Genomic DNA, 24,038 nt, shown 5'->3' on the forward strand with positions numbered 1-24,038 from the left:
CAGCGGAGGTGAGGTCGGCATGGTCGCCGATGCGGGGCCCCCGGCGGCGACCACCGCCGACGTGCGGGAACAGATCGCCGCGCAGTTCGCGCGGTACCGGGCCGAGGGCGGGCACAGCGGGGCTTACGACGAATGCGGCAGGCCGACCGGCGACTACTACGACGAACTGGTCGACGCCGACGGCGCCGTGCGGCAGATGTGGTCGGAGCTCTCGGCCGATTTCGTCGAGATCGGCATCGCCGGGCTCGGCAGGCTGGACACCAGGGTGCGCAGGCTGATCGAGGACGACGGCATCACCTACACCGAGGTGGTACGGGCGGGCGAGGCCGCGATTCCGACCCCGTGGCGACTGGACCCGATCCCGCTGCTGGTCTCCGCCGACGACTGGACCCGGCTGGAGGCCGGGCTCGTGCAACGCTCCCGGGTGCTGGACGAGGTGCTCACCGACGTCTACGGTTCGCGCCGCACCATCACCTCCGGCCTGCTGCCGCCGGAGGTGGTGTTCGGCAACGCGGGCTATGTGCGCGCCGCGCACGGCATCACGATTCCCGGACGGCACCAGCTGTTCCTGCACGCCTGCGACATCAGCCGGTGGGGTGACGGCGAATTCCGCGCCATCGCCGACTGGGCGCAGGCGCCGTCGGGTGCTGGTTACGCGCTGGCCGACCGGCGCGTGGTCTCGACCGCGATCCCGGAGGCGTTCGAGCACTCCAGCCCGCGCCCCCTGACACCGTTCGCCAGGGCGATGCGGCTGTTGCTCATCGAAGCGGCGCCGGTGGCCGACGACGATCCGGTGGTGGTGGTGCTGAGCCCTGGCGTGCATTCCGAAACCGCCTTCGATCAGGCGTATCTCGCGTCGACGCTGGGTTTCCCGCTGGTGGAGAGCGCCGATCTGGTGGTGCGCGACGGCGCGCTGTGGATGCGTTCGCTCGGCACGTTGCGGCGGGTGGACGTGGTGCTGCGGCGGGTCGACGCGGAATTCTCCGATCCGCTCGACTTGCGGCCGGATTCGCATCTCGGGGTGGTCGGCCTGGTCGAGGTGCTGCGCCGCGGCGCCGTCACGGTGGTGAACACGCTGGGCAGCGGATTGCTGGAAAACCCGGCGCTGACAGGGTTTCTGCCGCGGATCTCCCGCGCGCTGCTCGGTGAGGACCTGCTGCTCGACAGCGCGCCCTCGTACTGGGGCGGCGACCCGAGCGAGCGTTCCCATCTGCTCGCCAATCTGGACAACCTGATCATCCGTTCGGCGGTGGACGGCGCGACGCTGTTCGGTCCGGATCTCTCCACGACGATGCGCGAGGAGTTGCGGCGGCGCATCGAGGCGAACGGCTGGAAATGGGTGGGCCAGGAACCGTCCCAGTTCTCGGTGGCCCCGGCCGTGCAGGGGTACGGCGGCTTGGCCGCGGCGCCGGTGGGCATGCGGCTGTTCTCGCTGGCCCGCCGCGGCGGATACACCGCGATGGCGGGCGGCCTCGGCCAGCTGCGTCAGCGCACCCGGCCGGACGGGGTGGTGATCAAGGTTGCCGCCAAGGATGTCTGGGTCCGCGCGGCACCCGCGGCGACGACGGCCGTCAGCGCCGAAGCTCCGCACGAGGCCCGCGAGCGGCGGACCGCGCCCGTCGTCGAGGCGATCAGCTCGCCGCGCGTGCTCAGCGATCTGTTCTGGATGGGTCGCTACGGCGAACGTGCCGAGGCGGCGGTGCGCCTGCTCATCGCCACCCACGATCGCTACCAGGACTATCGCTACCGGCCATGGATGGAGGGCGCGGAGGCGGTGCCCGTGCTGATGTCCGCGCTGGCCGCGATGACCTGCACCGTCGCGCCGGACGCGGTGATCCACGGCGACGACGCGCATCCTCCCGCCGCTGAGTCACCTGGCGCGGCAACGGGTTTCCCGGTTTCGGAGCGCTCGCAGCACGGCAACGGCTGGGTGTCCGCCGTGGCGGGCGCGTCCCGCGAGGGGCACGACTATCTCGAATCGCTGACCATCGACCGTGAGCTGTCCGGATCGCTGGCCTTCGCGATCGACCGGTACGGCTCGTCGGCCCGCGCTGTGCGCGACCAGCTCTCGCAGGACACCTGGATGATCCTCAGCGCGGTGGACCGGGCGCTCGCCGAATACCGTGGCAGCGGAGGCGATCAGGAGACGGCGCTCTCGGCGGTGCACTCGCTGACGCTCGCCGCCCTGCTCTCGCTGTCCGGCATCTGGGCCGAATCCGTGGTGCGCGACATCGGTTGGTGCGTCATGGATATCGGCAAGCGCATCGAGCGCGGGCTGGCGGTGACGGCGCTGCTGTCCGCGGCGTTGACCGAGACCTACCCCGCGGAGGCCGAGCGCGTGGTCACCGAGGCGGTGCTGGAGGCGGCCGAGTCGTCGGTGAGTTACCGTCGGCGACACCGGGATTCGGTGCGGGTATCAGCGGTCGCGGGCCTGCTGCTGTTCGACGCGGCCAATCCGCGGTCGCTGGCCTACCAGCTGGAACGGCTCGCGGCCGATTTCGCCGCGCTGCCCGGCGCTTCGGGATCCTCACGGCCGCAACGGTTGCTCGCCGACGCACAGCGCATGCTGCGCCGCCTCGACCCGGACGAGCTGGAGGTCACCGACGAGAGCGGAAGGCGCACCGAATTGGCCGAGCTGCTCGACGGCGTGCACCTGCGCCTGTGCAAGGTCGCGGAATCCTTCGAGACGACGAAACTCTCGCTGCCGGTGGGTATTCAGCCGCTGTGGGGCAGCACGCGGGTGGTCGGATGATCGGCGGCAACGGCGTGACCCGGCGGTATCGGGTGGCCCATCGCACCACGTACTCCTACTCCGAGGATGTCACCAACTCCTACGGGCGCGCCTACCTGACTCCGCGGGAGTTCCCCGGTCAGCGGCTGCTCACGCACGACGTGCACATCGACCCGGTGCCCTCGGACCGGTCCATCGGCACCGACGTCTACGGCAACACCACCTGCTATTTCCACGTCACGGCCGAACATCGGGCGCTGGTGGTGAGCGCGGAGTCGACGGTCGAGGTCGACCCGCCCGGCGAGCTGACCGACGGCCCGGCGATGCAGCCGTGGGAGTCCGCCCGCCCCGGCGGCGCGAACGGTCCGCTCGCCGTGGAATTCACCCTCGACCTGCACCCGCCGGAGATCACCAACGAGATCACCGCGTACGCCGCGCAATCGCTCACCCCGGGCCGTCCGCTGCTGGCCGCGGTGACCGAGCTGACCACCCGCATCCACCGCGACTTCACCTACCGGTCCGGCTCGACGAACGTCTCGACCAGGGTCATCGACGTGTTCGCCGCGCGCGCGGGCGTCTGCCAGGATTTCGCCAGGATCGGCGCGGCCTGCCTGCGGTCGCACGGGCTGGCCGCGCGGTACGTGTCCGGCTATCTGGCCACCGACCCGCCGCCGGGCAAGGAGCGCATGGTCGGCGCCGATGCCACGCACGCCTGGGCGGCGGTGTGGATACCGGCGGAGAGCCCGGCCGAACGTGCGGGCCGCTGGATCGGCTTCGACCCCACCAACGATCAACTCGCCGACGAGCGCTACGTCGTCGCCGCGTGGGGTCGCGACTACGCGGACGTGCCGCCGCTGCGCGGCATCATCTACACCGAGGCCAAGGAGAGCACGATCACCGTGTCGGTGGACGTCGCCCCGGTGGAGTTGTGATGCCCCGGGCCTCAGGCGCGGAGGCGTTCGCGGCGGAGCTGGTCGACCTCGGGGAGGTTCAGCGGCTCGAGCGTGTCGATGCCGAGGGCTCGGGTGAGCAGCAGGTCGGCCAGTTCAGGGTTGCGGGCGAGGGCGGGGCCGTGCATATAGGTGCCGATCACCGAGCCTTGGACCACGCCCTCGAGGCCGTCGCCGACGCCGTTGCCGACGCCGCGGGTGACTCGTGCCAATCCGGTCGCCGCGGAGCCGAGTTTCGTTCCGCCGCGATGATTTTCGAAGCCGGTAAGCGGCGCGGTGAGACCGGCCAGCATGGGGCTGGTGGTCACCTCGCCGATGGCGCGCTTGGCTTGGGGTGCGGTGGTCACGTCGATGAGGCCGACGCCGTCGACGCGCTCGCCCGACGAGGTCTCGTACCAGTTGCCGAGCACCTGGATGGCCGCGCAGATGGCAAGCACCGGTGCGCCTTTCGCGGCCGCCTCCTGGAGCCCCGGGTAGCGCTGCAAGTGCCGGGTGGCCAGCCGCTGTGCCGAATCCTCCGCGCCGCCGAGGGTGTAGATGTCCAGCGAGTTCGGGACCGGTTCGGGCAGCGTGATTTCCACGATCTCCGCGTCGTAGCCGCGCATGCGCAGCCGCTGGCGCAACACGACGGCGTTGCCGCCGTCGCCGTAGGTGCCCATCACATCGGGCAGTACGAGGCCGATCCGTACCGTCGAGTCACCCATGATTCTCCAAGTCGCGGTTGAGGTCGCGGAACGCGGTGTAGTTGGCGAGCACCTCGACCTGTCCGGGCGGGCAGGAGGCGATGGCGCGCAAGGGATCCGGCACGGTGGTGTGCTCGACGCCCGCGTAGGTGAGGCGCACCGCGAGGTCGGTGGCGCGCTCGCCGGAGGCGACCACCTGCACGCCTTCGAAGTGCTCGAAACGCACGTCCCACAGCCAGGACAGGTCCTCGCCGTCGGGCACCTGCCCGTTCACCGCGATCACCAGTCCGGCCGCGGTCGGCTCGATCATCGACAGCGCTTCCTGCCAGCCCGCCGGGTTCTTGGCGAGCAGCAGGCGCGCGGCGTGCTCGCCGACCTGCACGGTGCGGTAGCGCCCGGCGATCTCGCGCACCGTCCCCGCGGCCACGACGGCCTTGGCCGCCTCCGCGCCGAGTGCGACCGCCGCGGCCACCGCCTGCGCGGCATTGCCACGGTTGGCCCGGCCGGGCAGCGCCAGCTCGAGCAGGTGGCGTTCACCGTCGGGGCCGACGAGCTCGTTCCCGTCGAGCTGCCAATCCGGTTGCGGGCGTTGGAAATCCGTTCCTGTGCTGCGCCAGTGCGCGCCTTCCCACACGATCGGCTCTCCGGAGCGCGGACAGCTCGTCGCGTCCATCGCCCAGCCGCTGCCCGCGGCGACCCACACCACGTTCGGGTGGTCGTAGGCGATCGAGGTCACCAGCACGTCGTCGCAGTTGGCGATCACCACGGTGTCGGGGTGGCGGGCGAGCCCCGCGCGCAACTTGCGCTCGATCATGTTGATCTCGCCGACCCGGTCCAGCTGGTCGCGGCTGAGGTTCAGCAGCACCACGGCGGACGGGTTCAGCGAATCGCTGACGTGCGGCAGATGCAGTTCGTCCACCTCGATGGCGGCCAGCGGCACACCCTGGTGCGTGCTCAGCGCGGCGACGATGCCCGCGTCCATATTGGCGCCGTCGGCCTGCGTGGCGACCTGGCCGAGGGTGCTCAGCGCGGCGGTGGTCATCCGCGTCGTCGTCGACTTGCCATTGGTGCCGGTCACCAGCACCGTGCGCCTGCCGCGTCCGAGCTGATCCATGATCGTCGGGTCGATCTTCAGCGCGATCAGGCCGCCGATCATCGAACCCTTGCCGCGACCCGCCTTCTGCGAGGCCCACGACGCTGCCGCCGCGGCCCGCAGGGCGATCCGCCCACGCATCGATATCTTCGCCACGCCGAGAGTCTATGTGCGGGGTGCGGGGCGTGCTCCGACAGCGTCGGCCGGTGGGGAGGGGGTTGTGTTCACCGTCACTTCGAGGGTTGGTCCCACACACGGTTCACGCTCCTCACACAAGCGGTGGCGCTGTGCGGCGTATGCGGGGTGTGTGGGAGGCGCAGTCGCGGCGGGTGTTGGGTGAGTGTGGACGAAATCGACGGCACCACCTCAGAGCGACCTGGGTAGGTACACCCTGCGAACTCAGTCCCGGTACAACTTCGCGGCGTAATTCTCCGGCGAGTAGTACCGCTCCAACTCCTCCACCGTCTCCGTGATATCCGGCATCACGTCCTTGGTCAGGCAGGCGGCGCTGGGCAGGGTATCGGCGGGCCACTGTTCCGGCTCCCACAGGTGGCTGCGGAGGAACGCCTTGGCGCAGTGGAAGAAGATCTGTTCGATCGCGACCTCGACGGCCAGGATCGGGCGGTGTCCCTTGATCACCATGTCGTCGAAGTACGTGGCGTCGCGCACCAGGCGGGCGCGGCCGTTGATACGCAGGGTGTCGCGGCGGCCCGGGATCAGGAACAGCAGTCCGACGTGCGGGTTGGCCAGGATGTTGAGGTAGCCGTCGGCCCTGCGGTTGCCCGGTCGTTCGGGGATGGCGAGGGTGTGGTCGTCGAGCACCTTCACGAAACCCGCCGGGTCGCCCTTGGGTGAGGCGTCGCAGTTGCCGTCGGCGTCGCTGGTGCTCATCACCAGGAAGGGGGAGCCGGCGATCCACTCGCGGTCGCGCGGGTGCAGCGCGACTCGTTCCTTGGCTGCCGCGCGCGGCATTACTGCGCCGAGCAGTGCGCGCAGGTCGGCGGGGTCGGTGATCTCCGTGGTCTCGCCCATACTTCGATTGAAGCACCGTCCCGGCCCCGCGGACGACCGAATATCGAGTTGCGGCAGGGAGATGCGCCACAGCCGCGCGCGCCGCCGGACGAAGTCGTCGGCCGATACGGTCAGAACTGCACGTCGAACAGGTTCGGCTGCCCTGACGCGTAGCGGTCGGCGTCCATGCGCCGCAACGGTTCCAGCTCCGCGGCCCGGTAGAGCGTGTACGTCCGGCACCGCGGCGCGACCGAGCCCGCGACGTCGAGCAGCGCGTTCACCGCGGCGCGCGCCGACTCGTTGGCGCCCTCCATGGTGGCCAGGTCGACGTTGGTGCGGACGTAATCGCCTGCGAGGAAAAGGTTTTCCAGATCACCGTGCGGTTCGGGGCGGTACGCCCAGGAACCGGCGGTGTTGATGAGCAGCGGGTCGGCGTTGGTGTTGCGGCGCTGTTCGGACTGCCAGACGATCGCGGGATCGAGGAACCAGGAGTGCAGATCGGCGTCGCGGAGCTCTTCGCCGCGGTCGTTGAGATGGGCCTGCAACTGCGCCCACACTTCGCGCGCGATCTCCTGGTGCGTGCACTCCTTGGCGGGTTTGCCGTACAGGATGCCGGGGGTGTTCCAGTCGGAGATGTCGACCGAGAGGCAGTCCTGCACGGTGCCGTCGCCGAATTCGGCGAGCTTGCGCGTCCACAGCTGGTTCTGGCTGATCGAGGTGAGCGACCACGGCGCGTCGATATAGGCGGTGTGGCCCTTGGAAATCTCGGCCGGTCTGCGCAGGTAGAACTGGATGCCGGTCATCCAGTCCACGAACAGCCGGTCCATCGCGGCCAGCTCGGGGCGCACCGCGAGCACCTCGGGCGACCATAGGGCGCGGGCCTGCTCGGCGGCCAGCGCCACCACGAAGTAGTCGGCCTCGACGGTGCGGCTGCCGCTGCCGTCGACGATGCGGGCGCCGGTGATGCGCCGATCGCGCACCTCCAGCCCGCGCACCTCCGCACCCAGCGCGAACTCGACGCCGAGCTCGCGCAGCAGCGCCGCCCACGGTTCGATCCATGCCGCGTTGGTCGGTCCGCTCAGCACCCGGTCCAGCGCGCCGTCGTTGCCGACCTCGAAAGGATTGCCGAGGAACTGCTCGCCCATGTTGCCGATGGTGCGCACGCTGGCGAGATTGTCCTTGGCGGCGACCATGATGCTGGTCAGCGTGCGCGAGATCAGCGCGCGGAATTCGTGGGAACGCTGGTGGGCGCCGACGAAATCGCGCCAGGCCAGGTGCTCCCACTGGCCGTAGCGGCGTGCGTCGCAGCTGGTGTTGAACACCAGCAGCCGGTTGGCGAAGAAAAGTCCTTCGGCGGCGGGCATTTTCAGCGCGGTCGCGAGGGCGGCGCCGACGGTCTCGCGGAAGTCGTCCGGTGTCGGATTGGGTTTGGCGCGGAAGCCGAGCGGGATGCGGAAGTCGTCACCGCCGCGGCGGGACATGCGCGCCTCGGGCATGGCGATCAGGTTGTTCCACACGCCATCGGCGTTGCCCGCGAACGGAATCCGGCGCATGGTGTCCGGAATGTGCTGGTAGAAGCCGGGAAAGAAGCGGAAGCCGTGTTCGCCGGGTAGATCGGGACGTCCGCCCGATCCGGTGCCGGGCATCGGGATGCTGCGCGCCTTACCGCCGAGCGCCCGTCTCTCGTAGACGGTGACCCGAAAGCCGCGTTCGGCCAGCTCGTGTGCCGCGGTGAGGCCCGCGACCCCGCCACCGAGCACCGCTACGCGTTTGCCGTCCGGAGCGCCACGAGCGGGCCCGGGTCTCAGCGCACCCGCTGTCGAAACCCCCACTGCCGCCGTGCCGCGAAGCATCGTTCTTCGCGAGACGACCCATCGATTTTCTGCCATGCGCGACTCTGCTGCCTAGCCTTCGGGACCCTACCTTCACCGCCGCACTCACTGTAAAGCGCCTGCTCGGGACCATCCCACCCGCCCCTGTCGCCGCCGGATCGCGGCCGGTATCGAACGTCGGCCGCGGCGAGTACAGCGCCCCGAGAGTACCGCCGCCCGCGCGCGGCGCGAGCTACTTCCCGAAACCCGCAATTCGCAAACTCGCACTTCGGTGGCCGGTCAGCGCAGCGCGGGTTCCGCGGTCCGATCCGGCTCGGTGGCCTTCGCCACTCGCGGCGGGCGGCCGCCGGTGGTGGCGACGAACGCGCCGGTGATCACGACCAGCCCGCCGACCAGCTGCAGGGCGGTGGGCGTTTCGCCGAGGAAAGCCCAGGCCGCGGCGATACCGACGATCGGGACGAGCAACGAGAGCGGTGCGACCACGCCCGCGGGATAGCGGCTCATCAGGAACGTCCACAACCCCGAACCCGCGACCGTGCCCAGCGCGACGATGTAGGCCAGGCCGATCAGCGCGGGCCACCCGGTCGGTGACGCGATATGGGCCAGCGCGTGCCAACCGGCCGCCGGACCCTCGGTCAGCGCGGAAAGGGCGAACAGCGGCAGCGGCGGCACCACCGTCATCCACAGGGTCAGGTGCAGCGGGTCGACCCCGCCCGAGGCCGCCGCCAACCGGGAGCCGATATTGCCGAACGCCCAGCTCAACCCGCCCGCGAGGGTGAGCAGCAGCGGCAGCAGCGGCGCGATGTGCATGCGGTCGGCGCCGATCACCACGATCCCGGCCACCGCGACGAACAACCCGCCCAGCTGGATCGGCCGCAGCCGCTCACCCAGCAGCAGCGCGCCGAGAACCACCGTGAACGGCGCCGAAGATTGCAACAGCAGCGAAGCGAGCCCGGTCGGCATGCCCTCGCGCATCGCGGTGAACAGGAACGCGAACTGCAGCACGCCGAAACCTGTGCCGTACAACAGCAGCCAGCGCAGCGGCACGTTCGGGCGCGGCACGAACAGCAGCACCGGCACCGCGAGCACCGCGAAGCGCAGGGCCGCGAAGAACAGCGGAGGGAAGTGGTCGAGCCCGACTCGGATGGCGATGAAGTTCAGGCCCCAGAGCAGGACGACGGTGAGGCCGAGCAGGCGGTCGCGGTTGGTCACGCACACCATGGTCGAGCGCGGAAACCATCAGCACAATCGAATAAATCTGCACTGATATTGTAGAGATGCTTCACTATCGAGAGGAAGGGTGCGCCGGTGCCGGTCGAGCCGCAGGGGCCGCCGATGTCCGTGGATCGGCTGCGGGTGCTGCGCGAATTCGCCGACCGCGGAACCATTTCGGCCGTGGCCGACGCGCTGTCGATGACGCCGTCGGCGGTCTCGCAGCAACTCAAGACGCTGGCGAAAGAGGCGGGCGTCGCCCTGCTGGAACCCGACGGCCGCCGCATCCGGCTCACCGACGCGGGGCAGGCGCTGGTCGTCCGCGCCGACGAGGTGCTCGCCGCCATGGACCGGGCGGTCGCGGAGATGGCGCACTATCGGGGCTCGCCGCGCGGGCGGGTGCGGGTGGCGCTGTTTCCGTCGGGCGCGGCGCTGCTGTTGCCGTTGGTGCTTCCCGCGCTGGCGGGCAGCGGTGTCGAGATCGTCGCCCGCGACGAGGACGTGCCACCGGTCGGTGTGCCGCGCTTGCTCGCCGACTACGACATCGTCCTCACCCACCGCGACGAACGCTCCGGCGCGGTGGCCGGACCGCGCATCACCTCGCGTTTCCTCATGCGCGAACCCATCGACGTGGTCGTCGCCCCGACGCACCGGCTCGCCGGGCAGCGCTCGGTCACGCCCGCCGAACTCGCCGAGGAGACCTGGCTCAGCGTGCGCGGCGGCTTCCCGGTCGACGACGTACTCGAATCGATCGCCACCGTGACCGGTGTCCAGCCTCGAATAGCGCAGCGGCTCAACGATTTCCGCGTCATCGAGACGCTCGTCGCATCCGGCTACGGTGTCGCGCTGATGCCGCGCTTCGCCGTCGCCCACCCGGATCTCGTCATGCTGCGCCTCTCCGGCGTCCGGGCCGCCCGCAACTATGACCTTGTCACGCGGCCGCACGCGGAGAAGCGTCCCGCGATCGCCACGGTGCTGGCAGCGTTCCGGGCCGGGGCGGAGCAGGTCACCGCGGAGTAGGAAGTCGGCGGGGCACCGGCGCCGAAACTGCGGCCTCAGGTCACCGGCCGAGCGGCAGCCTCCGGAAACGAACGCGGCCCGGCAGTTCGACTGCCGGGCCGCGACTTTCACTCAGCGCATACCCATCGGCCCGGGATGCTGGTACTGCTGCGCGCCGATGTAGCCGAAATCGTCGGCGACCATCGCGGCCAGTTCCAGCAGTGCCCGCCGGGTCGGCTTGCTCACCAGCTCGAGGTCGATCTCGGCGCCCTCGGCCAGGTGATCGTCGAACGGGACCACCTGCACTGCGCGGGTGCGGTCGAGGAACAGCTTGCGCAGCTGGTCCAGGTCGACGGTGGAGGCGCCGCGGCGCGAGGCGTTGACCACCACCACCGTGCGCTCGACGAGCTTGCCGTAGCCGTGGTGGTCGAGCCAGTCCAGCGTCGCCGAGGCGCTGCGCGCGCCGTCGATGGCCGGCGAGGTGACCAGCACCAGCGAGCTGGCCATATCGAGCACGCCGGACATCGCCGAGTGCATCAGACCGGTGCCGCAGTCGGTGAGGATGATGTTGTAGAACGACTGCAGGATGCCGATGGCCTTGCGGTAGTCGGCCTCGCTGAACGCCTCGGAGACCGCCGGATCCTGTTCGGAGGCAAGCACTTCCAGTCGGCTCGGGGCCTGCGAGGTGTGCGCGCGGACATCCGAGTACCTGGAGATCTGCTGATCCTCGAGCAGGTTGCGCACGGTGGAGCGGGTCTGCCGCGGCACCCGGTGCGCCAGCGTGCCGAGGTCCGGGTTGGCGTCGATCGCGATGACCCGGTCGCCGCGCAGCGAGGCGAAGGTGGAGCCGAGGCCGACCGTGGTGGTCGTCTTGCCCACGCCGCCCTTGAGCGAGAGGATCGCGATCCGATAGTCGCCGCGCACCGGCTGATTCACCTGGTCGACGAGATCGCGAAAAACGACGTCGGCCGAGGATTCGCCGGGGTTGATCATGCCGCCGGAAGCCTTGTGGACGGCGCGGCGCCATCCGCTTCGCGGGGCGCGGCGGGCGCGCTTGAGCAGGTTCAGGTCATTGACCGAATGACCCGGTTGACCCGGCTGCGGCATGTGCTGCGGCTGGAACGGCTGGTGCTGCGGCTGCTGCGGCGGTCCGCCCTGCCACTGCTGTCCGGGACCGGTGAGCCCTGGAGGTGTCTGGCCGGGACCGGTGAGCCCGGGCGGCGTTTGACCGGGCCCGGTGAGGCCAGGCGGCGTCGGGCCGAGCGGGGGCTGACCCATCGGCGCGGGAGGTTCCTGGTACATCGGCTGCGGCGGCTGCTGCATCGGCTGAACCGGCATGGGCGGCGGCGCCCAGCTGTAGATCGGGCCGCTCGGTTGATCCTGTGCCGCACCGGCTTCCGGCCCGCTTTCCTGCGGAACCCGACGAACCAGACCATCGGGCCCGATCTCCTGGCGGTACTCGCCGTACGGTGCGCCGTGCTGCTCGGGACCGGGCGGCGGCGGAAGGTGTTCGGGGCCCGGCTGATACGGCCCGCTCTGGTAGGGGCCGGGCTGCTGCGCGAACTGGCCGGTGCTGTACGGACCGTACTGCTCAGGCACTCCGGGGGGCGCGAAACCCTCGGCGGGTCCGTAGCCGGACGGGGCCACGGGCTGCGGGTACACGCCGGTCGGGTCGCCGGGGCCCACCGCGGGCGGATAACCGATGAGCTGTGCCGGTTCCGGCGCGGCGTCGGCCTGCGCCTGTTCGCGACTGCCCTCCTGCCCTTCCGGGGCTACGGGCGCTGCTACGGCGTCCTTTTCGGGAGCCTCGGCGGGCGTATCGTTCGGCTCGTCCTGCGCCACATGCGATCCGGAGGGTTCGGCGGTGACTGCGGCCGTATCCACCGAATGACTCTGCAGCCAGGGCGGCGAGGTCGGATTGTGGTCGTTGTTTGTCACAGTTCCCCCATCTGCTCGGGATTCGAGCAGAGAGCTCGGCGCTTGAATGCAAGCCAACGCTAGCAGGTGAGCAAACCACCGCGCAGGCTGTGCCCGGGTCCGTACCGGCCATACCCTGGCGCGATGATCTTCGAGGCGCCGATGCTACTGCGCTGTGACGGCAAACCTTTCGCCACGATCGTCCGGTACGGCTACGAGACCCCGTGGGCCAACGGAGAGCTGCGCGCCGACGATCCGGGCGAGTTCGACAGATTCGATCGCGCGGGTGCGCTGGCGCGGTGGTCGCGCGAGCAGGCCGAGCTGCTGGCAGACGACGAATACGACGCGGGATACGAGCGCGAGCAGGCCCGTCTCGGGTTGACGGACGACGATGCGCGGCACTGCGAATCAGCTGCGTGGACGATCGTCACCGCGGATGGGGAGGAGCACCAGGCGTATTCGCTGGACTTCCTCGACGGCTGGATCCAGTGGCGCTGGTGACGTGGCCGGAGCGCGCTGGCCCCGGCCACGTCGAACGCGTCAGTGAGCGCGGTTGACCGCGGAGACGACCGCGCGCAGCGAGGCGGTGGTGATGGAGGTGGCGATGCCGACGCCCCACACGACCTTGTCGCCGATCGAGACCTCCACGTAGGCGGCGGCCTGCGCGTCGTCGCCCGCCGACATGGCGTGCTCGGAGTAGTCCAGCACGCGAACCTCGTAGCCGACGGTGGCGATGGCGTCCACGAACGCGGCGAGCGGTCCGTTGCCGTTGCCGGTGACCTCGTGCTCGACGCCGTCCACCTTCACCGTCGCGGTGATGGAGTCCACGCCGCCGTCGATCTCGGACGCGGTGACCCGCTGGCGAATCCGCTCCAGCGGCCGGATCGGGGCCAGGTACTCCTCGCGGAAGACGTCCCACATCTCCTTCGGCGTGACCTCGCCGCCCTCGCCGTCGGTGATCCGCTGGATCGCCTGGGAGAACTCGATCTGCAGGCGGCGCGGCAGCGCCAAGCCGTGATCGGTCTTCATGATGTAGGCGACGCCGCCCTTGCCGGACTGCGAGTTGACCCGGATGACCGCCTCGTAGGTGCGTCCGACGTCCTTCGGGTCGATCGGCAGGTAGGGCACCTCCCAGGTGATGTCGGAGATGTCGGCGCCCTGCGCGTCGGCCGCGGCCTTCATCGCGTCCAGGCCCTTGTTGATGGCGTCCTGGTGGCTGCCGGAGAACGCGGTGTAGACCAGGTCGCCGCCGTACGGGTGGCGCTCGTGCACCGGCAGCTGGTTGCAGTACTCGACGGTGCGGCGGATCTCGTCGATGTCGGAGAAGTTGATCTGCGGGTCGATACCGCGGGAGAACATGTTCATGCCCAGCGTCACCAGGCAGACGTTGCCGGTGCGCTCACCGTTGCCGAACAGGCAGCCCTCGATGCGGTCGGCGCCCGCCTGGTAGCCCAGCTCGGCGGCGGCCACGGCGGTGCCACGGTCGTTGTGCGGGTGCAGCGACAGCACGATCGATTCGCGGCGGGCCAGGTTGCGGCTCATCCACTCGATCGAGTCGGCGTAGACGTTCGGCGTCGCCATCTCGACGGTGGCGGGCAGGTTGATGATCAGCGGCTTCTCGGGGGTCGGCGCGATGATCTCGGAGACCGCGTCGCACACCTCCAGCGCGTACTCCAGCTCGGTGCCGGTGTAGGACTCCGGGCTGTACTCGTAGTGCCAGTTGGTGTCGGGGTAGCGCTGCTCGACCTCCAGGCACAGCTTCGCCGCGTCGGTGGCGATCTTCTTCACCGCGTCGCGCTCGGCGCGGAAGACCACCCGGCGCTGCAGGATGGAGGTGGAGTTGTAGAAGTGCACGATGACGTTCGTCGCACCCGCACACGCCTCGAAGGTGCGTTCGATCAGTTCCGGGCGACACTGGGTCAGCACCTGGATGGTGACGTCGTCCGGGATGGCGCCGTCCTCGATGATCTCGCGGACGAAGTCGAAATCGGTCTGGCTGGCCGACGGGAAGCCGACCTCGATCTCCTTGTAGCCCATCCGCACCAGCAGGTCGAACATGCGGCGCTTGCGCGCGGGGCTCATCGGGTCGATCAGGGCCTGGTTGCCGTCACGCAAATCGACGGCACACCAGCCGGGCGCACGGTCGATGATCTTGTCCGGCCAGGTGCGGTCGGGCAGCGTGATCGGCTCGACCTCCTCGGCGAACGGACGGTACCGGAAGGTCGGCATCGAGGAGTTCTTTTGTGCGTTCCATCTGGGTTGGTCGGCAGGCGCCGCCTTGCTCGGCGCGGTGATGGTGCGTGAGCCGGATACAAAGGCGTCAGCAGGGGACATGCGATTTCTCCAGGGTGTGGGGGTTCCCAAGTTATAGGGCGACCGGCAGGCGAAACCCCGCGACGGGAGCCGGTCCGATCAGACCCCGTCGCGGCGGCCGAGAAGAAGTGCCCGCTGCATGATGGACGCGAGTTTACCGTGTCGCGCCGGGCCGCTGGAAGCCCGGTCCGATTGCGCGGTGTATGCCGGGGTGCCGATAGCGTGCCTGACGTACTGAACGCTTGTACGGACCGGCGGGTCCGACGGGACGTCGAAGGATGCATATCGGATGAGTTGGCTCGAACTATTGGCCGTCTTCGGGGCGGGCATCGCCGCGGGTGGGATCAACACCATCGTCGGCTCCGGAACCCTGATCACCTTCCCGGCACTGCTGGCCTTCGGGCTGCCCCCGGTGACCGCGAACGTGTCGAACACCATCGGCCTTGTGCCCGGTTCGATCAGCGGCGTGATCGGCTACCGGCGCGAGCTGGCGGGCCAGCGTTCCCGGTTGCTCCAGCTCGGCACGGCCTCGCTGTTCGGCGGCATCACCGGCGCGGTGCTGCTGCTTGTCCTGCCCGCCGCAGCGTTCAAGGCGATCGTGCCCGCGCTGATCATCGTCGCGCTGATCCTGGTGGTGGTGCAGCCGCGGCTGGCGGCCTGGGTGAAGCGGCGGCGCGAGAACGGCACCGCGGACGTGCCCGAGCACGGCGGACCGTTCCTGCTCGCCGCGGTGTACGCGACCGGCGTCTACGGCGGTTACTTCGGCGCCGCCCAGGGCGTGCTGCTGATCGGTCTGCTCGGCATCTTCGTGCACGATGACATCCAGCGGCTCAACGGCGTGAAGAACGCGCTCGCGCTCATCGTCAACGGGGTCTCCGCGGTCATCTTCATCGTGGTGGCCGAGGTGGACTGGCAGGCCGTGGCGGTGATCGCGGTCGGCTCGATCATCGGCGGGCAGCTCGGTGCGCACGCGGGCAGGCGGATGCCGCCGAACGTGCTGCGCATGGTCATCGTGCTGGTCGGCAGCATCGCGGTGGTGCGGCTGCTGACGTCCTGAACCGGGCATGCCCTGAACCGTGTACACCCGCAGAACGAACAGGAGAACCATGGCGCTCGAGATGCGTACCGCGTGCGAGCGTTGCGGTGCGGCGCTCGTCGCGGACGGCCCGGCGGTGATCTGCAGCTACGAGTGCACGTTCTGCGCCGCGTGCGGCCGTGCGATGGACGGCGTGTGCCCGAACTGTTCGGGTGAACTGGTGGCCAGGCCGCGGCGGACGGCCGGATGACTCGGCGCGGACCGGCGAAATGGGGGATCTCAGGGGCGAATTCGTCACTAAGGATGACGACGCGCGCGGGGGCCGGGGCACAGGATGGTCGACGTGCGTAGGTGGAAGTTCGTGCTGATCGTGCTCGCCGCGGCGGCGCCGTCGCTGACTGGGTGTACCTGGACCGAGCAGGCGTCGGCCGTCTCCGAGCTGGTCAGGCAGGCCGACGCGGCCCCGGCGCCGCGCCTCGAGTGGCGCCCATGCGCGGACGACGACCTACGCGGTTCCGACTGCGCGACCGCCGCGGTGCCGCTGAACTACGCCGAGCCCGCGGGCAAGACCATCGAGCTCGCGGTGGTCCGGCAGCCCGCCACCGATTCCGAGCGCCGGATCGGCACCCTGTTCGCCGCTGTCGGCGGGCCGGGAGAGTCCGGTCTCGACTGGGCGCGACAGGGCGAGATACTCACCGGCGAGCTCCGGGAACGTTTCGACGTGGTGACCTTCGATCAGCGCGGAATCGGCCGCAGCGCGCCGGTGCGCTGCTTCGCCGACGACGAGCAACAGCGCCGCTTCTGGGACACCACGCTCGTCCCGCCCGCGAACGCCGAGCAGGAACGCGCCGCCGAGCAAGCCGCACGGACCACCCTCGCGCAGGGCTGCGCGCAGCACAGCGGCGAGCTGCTGGCACACCTCACCACGGTCGACGCGGCCAGGGACATGGACCTGCTGCGGCGCGCGGTCGGCGAGGAGAAGCTGACCTACACGGGCGGGTCCTACGCCAGCTACCTGGGGCAGGTGTACGGCGCGCTGTTCGGCGACCGGGTGCGCGCCCTCCAGCTGACCTCGATGATCGATCCACGGACCTACACCGGTGACGCCCGCGCCTTCGTCTTCGGCACCGCGGCGGGCACCGACGAGGTGCGCGCGGAATTCCTGCGGCTGTGCGCCGCGGCGGGAAAGGCCAAGTGCGCCTTCGCCGGTGGCTCCGAGCGGTCCGACCTGACCCGGCCCGCCGCGCCGCCGGAGCGTGCCGAGAAGGCGGGCAGCGCCGGGCCCGAGCGCGTCGAGACCACCACCGCCCAGCCCGCCGATCTCGCGGCGGATCGGTTGCGCGCCAGGGACGACGCCCTGCTCGAGCGCCTGCGGCAAGGACCGATCACGGTCGGCGCGGGCGAACAGTCGTTGCCGGTGCGCTACAGCGAGGTCGTGCAGTTGCACGCGATGATGCTCTACGACCCGGAGCGCGGCTGGCCCGCGCTGGCGGAACTGCTCGTCGAACTGGAACGCGGCCCCGCGGGCGATCCGGCGAAGGTGCGTGACGTCCTGGCGGCGGTCGCGCCGGACTACGACTTCCTCGACGCCTTCACCGCGATCACCTGCGCCGACCAGAGCGCAAGCTGGCGGTCCGCCGACTGGCCGGGTCTTTCTCGCGACATCGGCACTGCCGCACCGCTTTTCGGCCCCTTCTGGCTGGCCTTGCGTCAGCCGTGCGCGGCGTGGCCCGCCCCCGAGGACGGCTACCCGCAGCGTCACACCGGCTCGTGGACGCTCGGCTCGGACAAGCCCGCGCTGCTGCTGAACAATCGCTTCGACCCGGTGACGCCGCCGACCTTCGCCAAAGCGGCGCAGCAGGAGCTGGTCAACGCCAGGTTGGTCGTGGTGGCAGACGGCTACGGCCACACCCCGGACGGCGACTGCGTCCTGCATCTGCGCGAGCGGTACCTCGTCGACCTGCAACTGCCCGCGCCCGGCGCGACCTGCACCGCCGATCGGCAGCCGTTCGCGTCCTGACCCACGCCGTCTCGCCGTGAGACAGTGACGTTTCACAGCAGATGGCCTACTCCCGGTCAAGCGCGCTATTCTGCGCTCGGCCATGCGTGACGAGGGAGGTGGCCTGGTGCACAGACGCGCCTTTTTCAAGGCGGCGGGTTTGGCAGCGCTTTTCGGCGTTGCGGGTTCGACGCTCGACACGCGGCCTGCCGCGGCCGACCCGGTCTGGCACACGATGTTCCGCGATTGGGTCCCGGAAATCTTTGCGCCACTTCCCGATCCGCCCGAACACTCGCCCGCGATCGTGATCGGCTCCGGCTTCGGCGCCGCCGTCACCGCGCTGCGGCTGGCCCAGGCGGGCATCGCCAACACCGTGCTGGAGCGCGGATCGCGCTGGCCGAACGACCCGTGGCGGGAGATCTTCACCGGCGACGACCTACCCGACGGGCGCGGCTTCTGGCACCGCACCGATTTCACGGGCGTCACCAAGGTGCCGATGCATTTCTCCAAATTCGGCGGGGTGCTGGACTGCACCGAATACCCCGGCATCGACGTCTGGCGGGCAGCGGCGGTCGGCGGCGGCTCGGTGATCTTCTCCGGTGCCATGATCGCGCCGGAGCGCCGCTTCTTCGACGAGGTCTTCCGCGGCTCGGTCGCTTACGACGAACTCGACCGGGTCTACTACCCGCGGGTGCGACAGATGTTGCGGCTCAGCCCGATTCCGGCCGACATCTACGGCTCCGCTCCGTTCGCGCACTCCCGTGCGTGGGACGACCAGGTGCGCAAGGCCGGATATCAGATCCAGCCCAATGATTCGATCTTCAACTGGGACGTCCTGCGCGCCGAACTGGCGGGCGCCACGCGGCCGTCGGCCACCGTGGCGCGCAGCAATCTGGGCAACTCGAACGGCGCGAAGTTCGACCTCAACCAGAACTATCTGCGCCACGCGCAGGACACCGGACGATCGGCGATCTTCCCCGGCCACCGGGTCGACGCCATCGGCAAGGAATCCGGCAAGCGCTACACCGTCACTGTCAGCAAGCTCGCCCCGACCGGCGAAGTGCTCGGCACCCGCACGCTCACCTGCGACCGGCTCTTCCTCGGCGCGGGCTCGATCGGCACCTCCGAGCTGCTGGTCCGCGCCAGGGCCACCGGGACGCTGCCGGATCTCAACGAGCACATCGGCGAGGGCTGGGGCACCAACGGCGACGTGGTGCTCGCGCGCGGCGCCAGTTCGGTGGCCGGATACGGCCAGGGCGTACCGAGCGCCAGCCGCATCCTGGACCAATCGACAGTGCCGGTCACCCTGGAGAACTGGTACATCCCCGGCATCCCCTTCGAGACGGGCGCACTCGCCTCGCTCGGCATGGTGCTCGACCCGGCGCGCACCCGTTTCGGGTACGACAAGGCCCGCAATTCGGTCGGGCTGTCCTGGTCGACGCGCAATCGCGACGAGGTGGTCGCCGCCGCCCGCGCCGTCGACCGCCGTATCGCCGAACGCGCCGACGCGCTGGTGGAATACGGCGCCCTCGGCTACGACGCGAACGCGTTGTTCACCGCGCACCCGCTGGGCGGGGCGGTGCTCGGCGCGGCGACCGACGGCTACGGCCGGGTGCACGGGAATCCGGGTCTGTACGTGATGGACGGCGCGGCCATGCCGGGCAGCGCGGGCGCGGTCAACCCCTCGCTGACCATCACCGCCTTGGCCGAACGCAATATCGAGGAGATCATCCGCTCCGGCCGCTGAGGATTTGCCGAGAACTGCGTCAGGTCGGCCGTTTTCGGGCCGTGAGCCGATTACGCTCGGCGGGACCGTCGGCGTCGAAGGGATCCTTGCCGTGACAGTCCCCACCACGAGCCCGGGCCTCGATCGAGTGCCGGACGCGGGCCGCTACCCGCGTAAACCACCTGCGCTGTGGACCGATTTCGTGATGCTCGCGCTGGCGGTGATCTCGGTGGCGCTGGTCGTGTGGATCACCTTCTTCCAGGTGTCCGACCAGACCTATCGGGTCATCGTGATAGTCGACTACACGATCTGCGCGGTGTTCGCCGTGGAGTTCCTGTGGCGCTGGCGCCGGGCGAACTGGTCGTGGACGTTCCCGCTCGTCTACTGGTACGAAGTCGTCGGCATGATCCCGGTGCCCAGCCCGCTGTTCCGCGGGTTCCGGCTGCTGCGCGTGGTGGTGATCGCGGTGCGGCTGGCGCGGGTCGCCGACCGCGTTTTCGGCGACCGGGTGACCGCGGCGGTGGTCAACCGGTTCGTCATGACCATCGTCGACGTGATCAAGCGACCGATGACCATCGCGGTGCTCGACGAGGTGGCCCACGTGCTGCGCACCGGGCACTACACCCGCAATATCGCCGCCGCGCTGGAGGAGAACCGCGCGGAGATGGACGAGATGATCCTGGAGCTGATCAAGAAGGATCCGCAGGCCGGGAAGGTCCGCTACATCCCCTTCCACGACGACATCATCCGGCTGATCGCCGACACCAGCTTCCGCATCGTCTTCCAGGTGCTCGCCGATCCGCGCACCGACGAGCTGGTCTCGGACATGATCAGGGAGAACGTGGATCAGATACGCCAAGCCGTGCGGGACGGGGTGCGCGTCGAGCCTGCCGCCTACGGCCCGACGGCCCACGAAAGCACGCTGCGCTACCTGCTGGCCAACGACAAACCGCTGGCCTGAACCGCGCCGAGCGTCAGGCGGTGTGCACGCCGTGCCGGATCTCGTCGCGCGGCTGCGCGTAGCGGATGGTCTCCCAGAGAATCAGCCCGACGAGCACCGCGCAGAGCAGGGCGAGCGAGGCCAGCGCGGGCAGCGCGCATGCCAACGGGATCAGCGCGAGCAGCAGCACCGCAGTGACCACTCGCTGCACGGATACTCTGCGGGTTGCGTAGTGCTTGAAGCCGACCAGGGCGATCAGATAGAGCACCACGCCGCCGTAGAGCGTGTAGAGCGGGATGCCGTACAGCGCGTCGCGCAGGGTGTGGGCGGACGAGTCGCCGACGTAGTAGAGCACCTTCTTCAGCCCGAGCGAGAGGGCGATGATGCCGACGACCATCGGAAAGTGCCAGAACGTATAGCAATTGCGGGCGATCTTGATCTGGCGTTGTCCCTCGGCGCGCTTCAGCTCGTGTTCCACCGAGAGCGCCGCGACGTCGAAGTAGGCCCACCACAGCAGACCGGAGACCGCGAGACCGAGCATCGAGGCGAGTGCGATCGGCCAGGAGATCGGCAGTCCGGCCACGCCGATGCCGATGGAGACGATCGATTCGCCCAGCGCGACGATGATGATCAGCCCGTGCCGTTCGGCGAAGTGGGTGGCCGAATTGAGGCGCCAGTCCTCGCCTGCGAGCATCGTCCAGAGCATGTCGCCGACGATCGCCGCGATCCACAGGCCGATCTGCACCGCGCCGGTGGTCATAGCGGCGATCACCAGCAGCGTGGTGCCGATGCTGATCGAGCCGAATCCCCAGCGCACGACCTGCCCGCGCAGCTGGGAGTCGTCGGCGCTGGCCATCCAGAACACCCACAGGTGCACCAGACGCACGATCAGGTAGGCGATCGCGAAGACCAGCGGGCCGAACCATCCGCCGGCTTTATCCTGGAAGGCCTCGGGGATGGTCAGCGCCGCGAGGAACGCGCCGCCCATCGCGACGAACATTGCCACCCGGGTGAGGCCTTCGTCGGCGCGGACCACATTGGCCACCCAGGAGTAGGCGATCCACACCCACCACATCACCCCGATCACCAGCAGCGCGCGCAGCATGTTCTTGGCGCTGGTTTCGCTCGCTGCCAGCGAGGTCACCATGGTGAACGCGAAAACTAAGACGAGGTCGAAGAACAGCTCGAGCTGGGTTACCGAAGCCCCTTCGGCCACCGGTTGGAACCGAACCCGTTTGGTACCGATCATGGCGCCCATCGTCGCACCCGCGCGCGTTCGGCGCGGTTCGAAAACCGGCCGCGGCCGCGGGTTTCGCTGACGGCGTCATTCTGCCGCTCGAATTATTCGTTATTGCTATACGGAATGAAAACTCTCGGATTCCGGATAGCTCTCCGCGAATTCGATGAAGTTCTGCACCACCGTTTCATTCCAGCGTTGCACGGTGCGCTTCATCAGCAGGCCCGGCAGCGGGAGCCGGGAAGACAACTCGGAGTGGTACCAGACGTTGGTTCCGTTCGCGTCCTCGGTGACCTCGAACCAGCCGCCGCCGCCGATTCCGCGGGAGCTGTCCACCACCGTCCATGCCGCACGGTTCTTGGTCCATTCGTATTCGAGCACCTGTAAATCGGAGCTGCCGAGCACGTCGGCGGTCACGTAAACGCGGTGCGGCCGGCCGTATTCATCGCGGGTGGCCACGCGCGCGTCCTGGTACATCGACCATTCCGGGAGCATTTCGATCGCCGCTAGAGCATCGAGAACGTGGGCCTGACTTGCCTCGACGGTGAAGCGGATATCGGTTTTCGTGCGCATGCCATACCTCCGCCCCCCGGTGGATCAACTCGCCGATTCTGCACAGCGCTCTTCCGATCCGTCAACAACGAGGTCTATGGTGCGCGCACTACTGGTGAGTAGGTATTTGCGGGGCGGGAACGACTTTCGCGTCGGCCCCGGGGGGAGTGGGTCGATCGGCGGCGGTCGAGATGCGCGATGTTCGGTTCGGCAGCCCGCCGGGGTCGGCGGGCTGGCCCGCCGCCTGTGCGGGCGGCGCGGCTTCGGCGCCTCGACGGGGCGAGGCGCCGCGCGGTCACTTCATGTGCTCGATCACCGCGTCCGGACCGGGATACACCAGGGATTCGTGCCCGTCCGTGAAGCGGACGACGTAGGGCGGCGCGCCCTCGGCTCCGCGAACCTCGACGATCTCGCCGTGGCGATCACCTTCCCCCACGACGTGTCCGTGCACGAGCAGTCGGTCTCCAACGTTCGCTTCCATCGGTCCATTATCGAATGGGCGTGACGCGGGTCACAAGGTTCCGGCGAATTCGCGGAATGTCAAGAGTTCTGGATGAGTCGTTGCACCGCGGTCTCGATCAGATGTGCGCTCAGTTCCTCGCTGAAGATGTCCGGCAGTGTCAGCCGGTCCACGATCAGCCAGTTCAGCGCGAGGTAGAGCAGCCGGACGGTGTCGGCGTCGCCGGGTTGACCGGACTCCAGGTGGTTGCGCACGTTGAAGTCGAGGTCCTCGCGCACCCGCTCGGTGAGCACCGCGCGCAGCTCCGGCCTCCGGGTCGCCTCCAGGCGCAGTTCCAGCATCGCGAGATAGCCGGTGCGGAAGGCCTCGATGCGCGCGACGACCTCCTTCATCAGTTCGACGATGTTGGCCTGGGTGCGCGGTCCGTCGGTGACCTTGGCCATCGTCTCCGCGCTGGGCTGCAATCGCTCGTAGAACCTGCTGCCCACCTGGGTGAGCAGGTCGTCGCGGCTGGAGAAGTAGTTCGATGCCGTTCCCGCGGGCACGGCGGCTCGTTTGTCCACCGCGCGAAAGGTGAGTCCGCGCGCGCCCTCGTCGGCGAGTACCTCGATCGCCGCATCGATGAGCGCCTGACGTCGTTCCGGGTTGGTCCGCACTTGACACCACTCCATCCGTAGTACTACCTTCAAACCACTTCAGTCAGAGTACAACACGTCAGGTGGTCCAATGCGAAAGCTTGTCTATTACGTCGCCGTCTCGCTGGACGGATACATCGCGGGCCCCGGCGGGGAGTTCGACTTCTATCCGCTCGCGGACGACATGTCCGCCTGGATCGATGAGCGCTACCCGGAGCCGATGCCGACCTTCGTCCGAATGCAGACGGGGATGCCGGTGGATACGCCGAACAAGAACTGGGACACCGTGCTGATGGGGCGCGGCACCTACGAGCCCGCCCTCTCCGTGGGGGTGACCAGTCCCTATGCGCATCTGAAGCAGTACGTCATCTCCAGCACCCTCGGTCCGAGCAGTGATCCGGCCGTCGAAGTCGTGGCGGGCGACCCGGTGGCCCTGGTGCGGGAGCTGAAGCAAGCGGATGGCCTCGACATCTGGCTGTGCGGTGGTGGCAACCTCGCGGCCCAGCTGGCCGACGAGATCGACGAGCTGATCATCAAGAGCTACCCGGTGATCGCGGGCGCAGGCATCCCCGCCTTTGCCGGTGCGTTCACCCCCACGCTGTTCACCCCGACCCGGCGCATGGAATTCAGCAACAACGCGCAGGTGACGTGGTACAGCCGCGCCTGAATCGACCGCCGAAGCCAACCGAACCTTCCTCAGAAAGCAGGATCC

The 24,038-nt window shown here is 69.2% G+C and carries 21 protein-coding genes; 10 read left to right on the forward strand and 11 right to left on the reverse strand.

Features of this window, described 5'->3' with window-relative positions:
• Positions 1–19: 19 nt before the first annotated feature.
• Together NL1_RS26610 and NL1_RS26615 are read left to right on the forward strand one after the other, a co-directional pair.
• The gene (locus NL1_RS26610) at positions 20–2,752 is read left to right on the forward strand and encodes a circularly permuted type 2 ATP-grasp protein (protein WP_067844849.1); all 2,733 of its coding nucleotides are present in this window, start codon (positions 20–22) and stop codon (positions 2,750–2,752) included.
• Complete coding sequence (locus NL1_RS26615; protein WP_067844848.1) at positions 2,749–3,663, forward strand: transglutaminase family protein; 915 nt, start codon at positions 2,749–2,751, stop codon at positions 3,661–3,663. The genes NL1_RS26610 and NL1_RS26615 overlap by 4 nt, the downstream gene beginning before the upstream one ends.
• A gap of 11 nt (positions 3,664–3,674) precedes the next feature.
• Here the strand turns inward: NL1_RS26615 and NL1_RS26620 are convergent, their stop codons facing one another.
• The 5 genes from NL1_RS26620 to NL1_RS26640 all read right to left on the reverse strand — a co-directional run bounded on the left by NL1_RS26620 (position 3,675) and on the right by NL1_RS26640 (position 9,512).
• Positions 3,675–4,385 carry a type 1 glutamine amidotransferase gene (locus NL1_RS26620; RefSeq protein WP_067844796.1) on the reverse strand — a complete coding sequence of 237 codons (711 nt, stop codon included), beginning with the start codon at positions 4,383–4,385 and terminating at the stop codon, positions 3,675–3,677.
• The gene (locus NL1_RS26625) at positions 4,378–5,598 is read right to left on the reverse strand and encodes a MurT ligase domain-containing protein (protein ID WP_067844850.1); all 1,221 of its coding nucleotides are present in this window, start codon (positions 5,596–5,598) and stop codon (positions 4,378–4,380) included. The genes NL1_RS26620 and NL1_RS26625 overlap by 8 nt, the downstream gene beginning before the upstream one ends.
• 258 nt (positions 5,599–5,856) lie before the next feature.
• Entirely contained in the window at positions 5,857–6,489 is a 633-nt protein-coding gene (locus NL1_RS26630; RefSeq protein ID WP_067844798.1) for a pyridoxamine 5'-phosphate oxidase family protein, read from the reverse strand.
• Positions 6,490–6,599: 110 nt separating this feature from the next.
• The gene (locus NL1_RS26635; protein ID WP_084510969.1) at positions 6,600–8,321 is read right to left on the reverse strand and encodes a hydroxysqualene dehydroxylase; all 1,722 of its coding nucleotides are present in this window, start codon (positions 8,319–8,321) and stop codon (positions 6,600–6,602) included.
• Between the two features lie 258 nt (positions 8,322–8,579).
• Positions 8,580–9,512: an EamA family transporter gene (locus NL1_RS26640; protein ID WP_156095065.1), complete on the reverse strand. Its 933-nt coding sequence runs from the start codon at positions 9,510–9,512 to the stop codon at positions 8,580–8,582.
• Between the two features lie 123 nt (positions 9,513–9,635).
• Between NL1_RS26640 and NL1_RS26645 the strand changes: the two genes are divergently transcribed.
• Positions 9,636–10,532 (forward strand): LysR family transcriptional regulator, encoded by an 897-nt coding sequence (locus NL1_RS26645; protein WP_067844851.1) that lies wholly within the window; start codon positions 9,636–9,638, stop codon positions 10,530–10,532.
• A gap of 111 nt (positions 10,533–10,643) precedes the next feature.
• On the opposite strand, the gene NL1_RS26650 is transcribed toward NL1_RS26645, so the two are convergent.
• Positions 10,644–12,395: a MinD/ParA family ATP-binding protein gene (locus tag NL1_RS26650; RefSeq protein ID WP_067844852.1), complete on the reverse strand. Its 1,752-nt coding sequence runs from the start codon at positions 12,393–12,395 to the stop codon at positions 10,644–10,646.
• A 177-nt stretch (positions 12,396–12,572) separates the two neighbouring features.
• Between NL1_RS26650 and NL1_RS26655 the strand changes: the two genes are divergently transcribed.
• The gene (locus NL1_RS26655) at positions 12,573–12,929 is read left to right on the forward strand and encodes a hypothetical protein (RefSeq protein WP_067844804.1); all 357 of its coding nucleotides are present in this window, start codon (positions 12,573–12,575) and stop codon (positions 12,927–12,929) included.
• 39 nt (positions 12,930–12,968) lie between these two features.
• Here NL1_RS26655 and leuA read toward each other — a convergent pair whose 3' ends face one another.
• Positions 12,969–14,762 carry a 2-isopropylmalate synthase gene (leuA, locus tag NL1_RS26660; RefSeq protein ID WP_067844806.1) on the reverse strand — a complete coding sequence of 598 codons (1,794 nt, stop codon included), beginning with the start codon at positions 14,760–14,762 and terminating at the stop codon, positions 12,969–12,971.
• Between the two features lie 268 nt (positions 14,763–15,030).
• On the opposite strand from leuA, the gene NL1_RS26665 reads away from it, so the two are divergent.
• From NL1_RS26665 to NL1_RS26685, 5 genes are all read left to right on the forward strand, one after another.
• Positions 15,031–15,798, forward strand: a complete 768-nt coding sequence (locus tag NL1_RS26665) for a sulfite exporter TauE/SafE family protein (RefSeq protein ID WP_067844808.1) — start codon at positions 15,031–15,033, stop codon at positions 15,796–15,798.
• A 49-nt stretch (positions 15,799–15,847) separates the two neighbouring features.
• On the forward strand, positions 15,848–16,027 hold the full coding sequence (locus tag NL1_RS26670) for a DUF1272 domain-containing protein (protein WP_067844811.1): 180 nt from the start codon (positions 15,848–15,850) through the stop codon (positions 16,025–16,027).
• 93 nt (positions 16,028–16,120) lie between these two features.
• Positions 16,121–17,797 carry an alpha/beta hydrolase gene (locus NL1_RS26675; protein ID WP_245673541.1) on the forward strand — a complete coding sequence of 559 codons (1,677 nt, stop codon included), beginning with the start codon at positions 16,121–16,123 and terminating at the stop codon, positions 17,795–17,797.
• 82 nt (positions 17,798–17,879) lie between these two features.
• On the forward strand, positions 17,880–19,523 hold the full coding sequence (locus NL1_RS26680) for a GMC oxidoreductase (RefSeq protein ID WP_067844815.1): 1,644 nt from the start codon (positions 17,880–17,882) through the stop codon (positions 19,521–19,523).
• A gap of 91 nt (positions 19,524–19,614) precedes the next feature.
• On the forward strand, positions 19,615–20,463 hold the full coding sequence (locus tag NL1_RS26685; protein WP_067844817.1) for an ion transporter: 849 nt from the start codon (positions 19,615–19,617) through the stop codon (positions 20,461–20,463).
• A 13-nt stretch (positions 20,464–20,476) separates the two neighbouring features.
• Here NL1_RS26685 and NL1_RS26690 read toward each other — a convergent pair whose 3' ends face one another.
• From NL1_RS26690 to NL1_RS26705, 4 genes are all read right to left on the reverse strand, one after another.
• Positions 20,477–21,691 (reverse strand): low temperature requirement protein A, encoded by a 1,215-nt coding sequence (locus NL1_RS26690; protein ID WP_067844854.1) that lies wholly within the window; start codon positions 21,689–21,691, stop codon positions 20,477–20,479.
• A gap of 105 nt (positions 21,692–21,796) precedes the next feature.
• A complete protein-coding gene (locus tag NL1_RS26695) occupies positions 21,797–22,252 on the reverse strand; it encodes an SRPBCC family protein (protein ID WP_067844819.1) in 456 nt (151 codons plus the stop codon).
• A 274-nt stretch (positions 22,253–22,526) separates the two neighbouring features.
• Positions 22,527–22,712 (reverse strand): DUF1918 domain-containing protein, encoded by a 186-nt coding sequence (locus NL1_RS26700; protein WP_067844821.1) that lies wholly within the window; start codon positions 22,710–22,712, stop codon positions 22,527–22,529.
• 59 nt (positions 22,713–22,771) lie between these two features.
• Positions 22,772–23,347, reverse strand: a complete 576-nt coding sequence (locus tag NL1_RS26705) for a TetR/AcrR family transcriptional regulator (protein WP_067844823.1) — start codon at positions 23,345–23,347, stop codon at positions 22,772–22,774.
• Positions 23,348–23,417: 70 nt separating this feature from the next.
• On the opposite strand from NL1_RS26705, the gene NL1_RS26710 reads away from it, so the two are divergent.
• Positions 23,418–23,993 carry a dihydrofolate reductase family protein gene (locus NL1_RS26710; RefSeq protein WP_067844825.1) on the forward strand — a complete coding sequence of 192 codons (576 nt, stop codon included), beginning with the start codon at positions 23,418–23,420 and terminating at the stop codon, positions 23,991–23,993.
• Positions 23,994–24,038: the final 45 nt, after the last annotated feature.

This window comes from Nocardia lijiangensis NBRC 108240 (genome assembly GCF_001613045.1).
GTDB classification, from domain to species: domain Bacteria; phylum Actinomycetota; class Actinomycetes; order Mycobacteriales; family Mycobacteriaceae; genus Nocardia; species Nocardia lijiangensis.

Excerpts from the sequence above, each read along its gene's own strand:
- NL1_RS26610 (WP_067844849.1), top strand. The coding sequence starts at position 20 with ATGGTCGCCGATGCGGGGCCCCCGGCGGCGACCACCGCCGACGTGCGG.
- NL1_RS26615 (WP_067844848.1), top strand. The coding sequence starts at position 2,749 with ATGATCGGCGGCAACGGCGTGACCCGGCGGTATCGGGTGGCCCATCGC.
- NL1_RS26620 (WP_067844796.1), bottom strand. The coding sequence starts at position 4,385 with ATGGGTGACTCGACGGTACGGATCGGCCTCGTACTGCCCGATGTGATG.
- NL1_RS26625 (WP_067844850.1), bottom strand. The coding sequence starts at position 5,598 with ATGCGTGGGCGGATCGCCCTGCGGGCCGCGGCGGCAGCGTCGTGGGCC.
- NL1_RS26630 (WP_067844798.1), bottom strand. The coding sequence starts at position 6,489 with ATGGGCGAGACCACGGAGATCACCGACCCCGCCGACCTGCGCGCACTG.
- NL1_RS26635 (WP_084510969.1), bottom strand. The coding sequence starts at position 8,321 with ATGCTTCGCGGCACGGCGGCAGTGGGGGTTTCGACAGCGGGTGCGCTG.
- NL1_RS26645 (WP_067844851.1), top strand. The coding sequence starts at position 9,636 with ATGTCCGTGGATCGGCTGCGGGTGCTGCGCGAATTCGCCGACCGCGGA.
- NL1_RS26655 (WP_067844804.1), top strand. The coding sequence starts at position 12,573 with ATGATCTTCGAGGCGCCGATGCTACTGCGCTGTGACGGCAAACCTTTC.
- leuA (WP_067844806.1), bottom strand. The coding sequence starts at position 14,762 with ATGTCCCCTGCTGACGCCTTTGTATCCGGCTCACGCACCATCACCGCG.
- NL1_RS26665 (WP_067844808.1), top strand. The coding sequence starts at position 15,031 with ATGAGTTGGCTCGAACTATTGGCCGTCTTCGGGGCGGGCATCGCCGCG.
- NL1_RS26670 (WP_067844811.1), top strand. The coding sequence starts at position 15,848 with ATGGCGCTCGAGATGCGTACCGCGTGCGAGCGTTGCGGTGCGGCGCTC.
- NL1_RS26680 (WP_067844815.1), top strand. The coding sequence starts at position 17,880 with ATGCGTGACGAGGGAGGTGGCCTGGTGCACAGACGCGCCTTTTTCAAG.
- NL1_RS26690 (WP_067844854.1), bottom strand. The coding sequence starts at position 21,691 with ATGATCGGTACCAAACGGGTTCGGTTCCAACCGGTGGCCGAAGGGGCT.
- NL1_RS26695 (WP_067844819.1), bottom strand. The coding sequence starts at position 22,252 with ATGCGCACGAAAACCGATATCCGCTTCACCGTCGAGGCAAGTCAGGCC.
- NL1_RS26700 (WP_067844821.1), bottom strand. The coding sequence starts at position 22,712 with ATGGAAGCGAACGTTGGAGACCGACTGCTCGTGCACGGACACGTCGTG.
- NL1_RS26710 (WP_067844825.1), top strand. The coding sequence starts at position 23,418 with ATGCGAAAGCTTGTCTATTACGTCGCCGTCTCGCTGGACGGATACATC.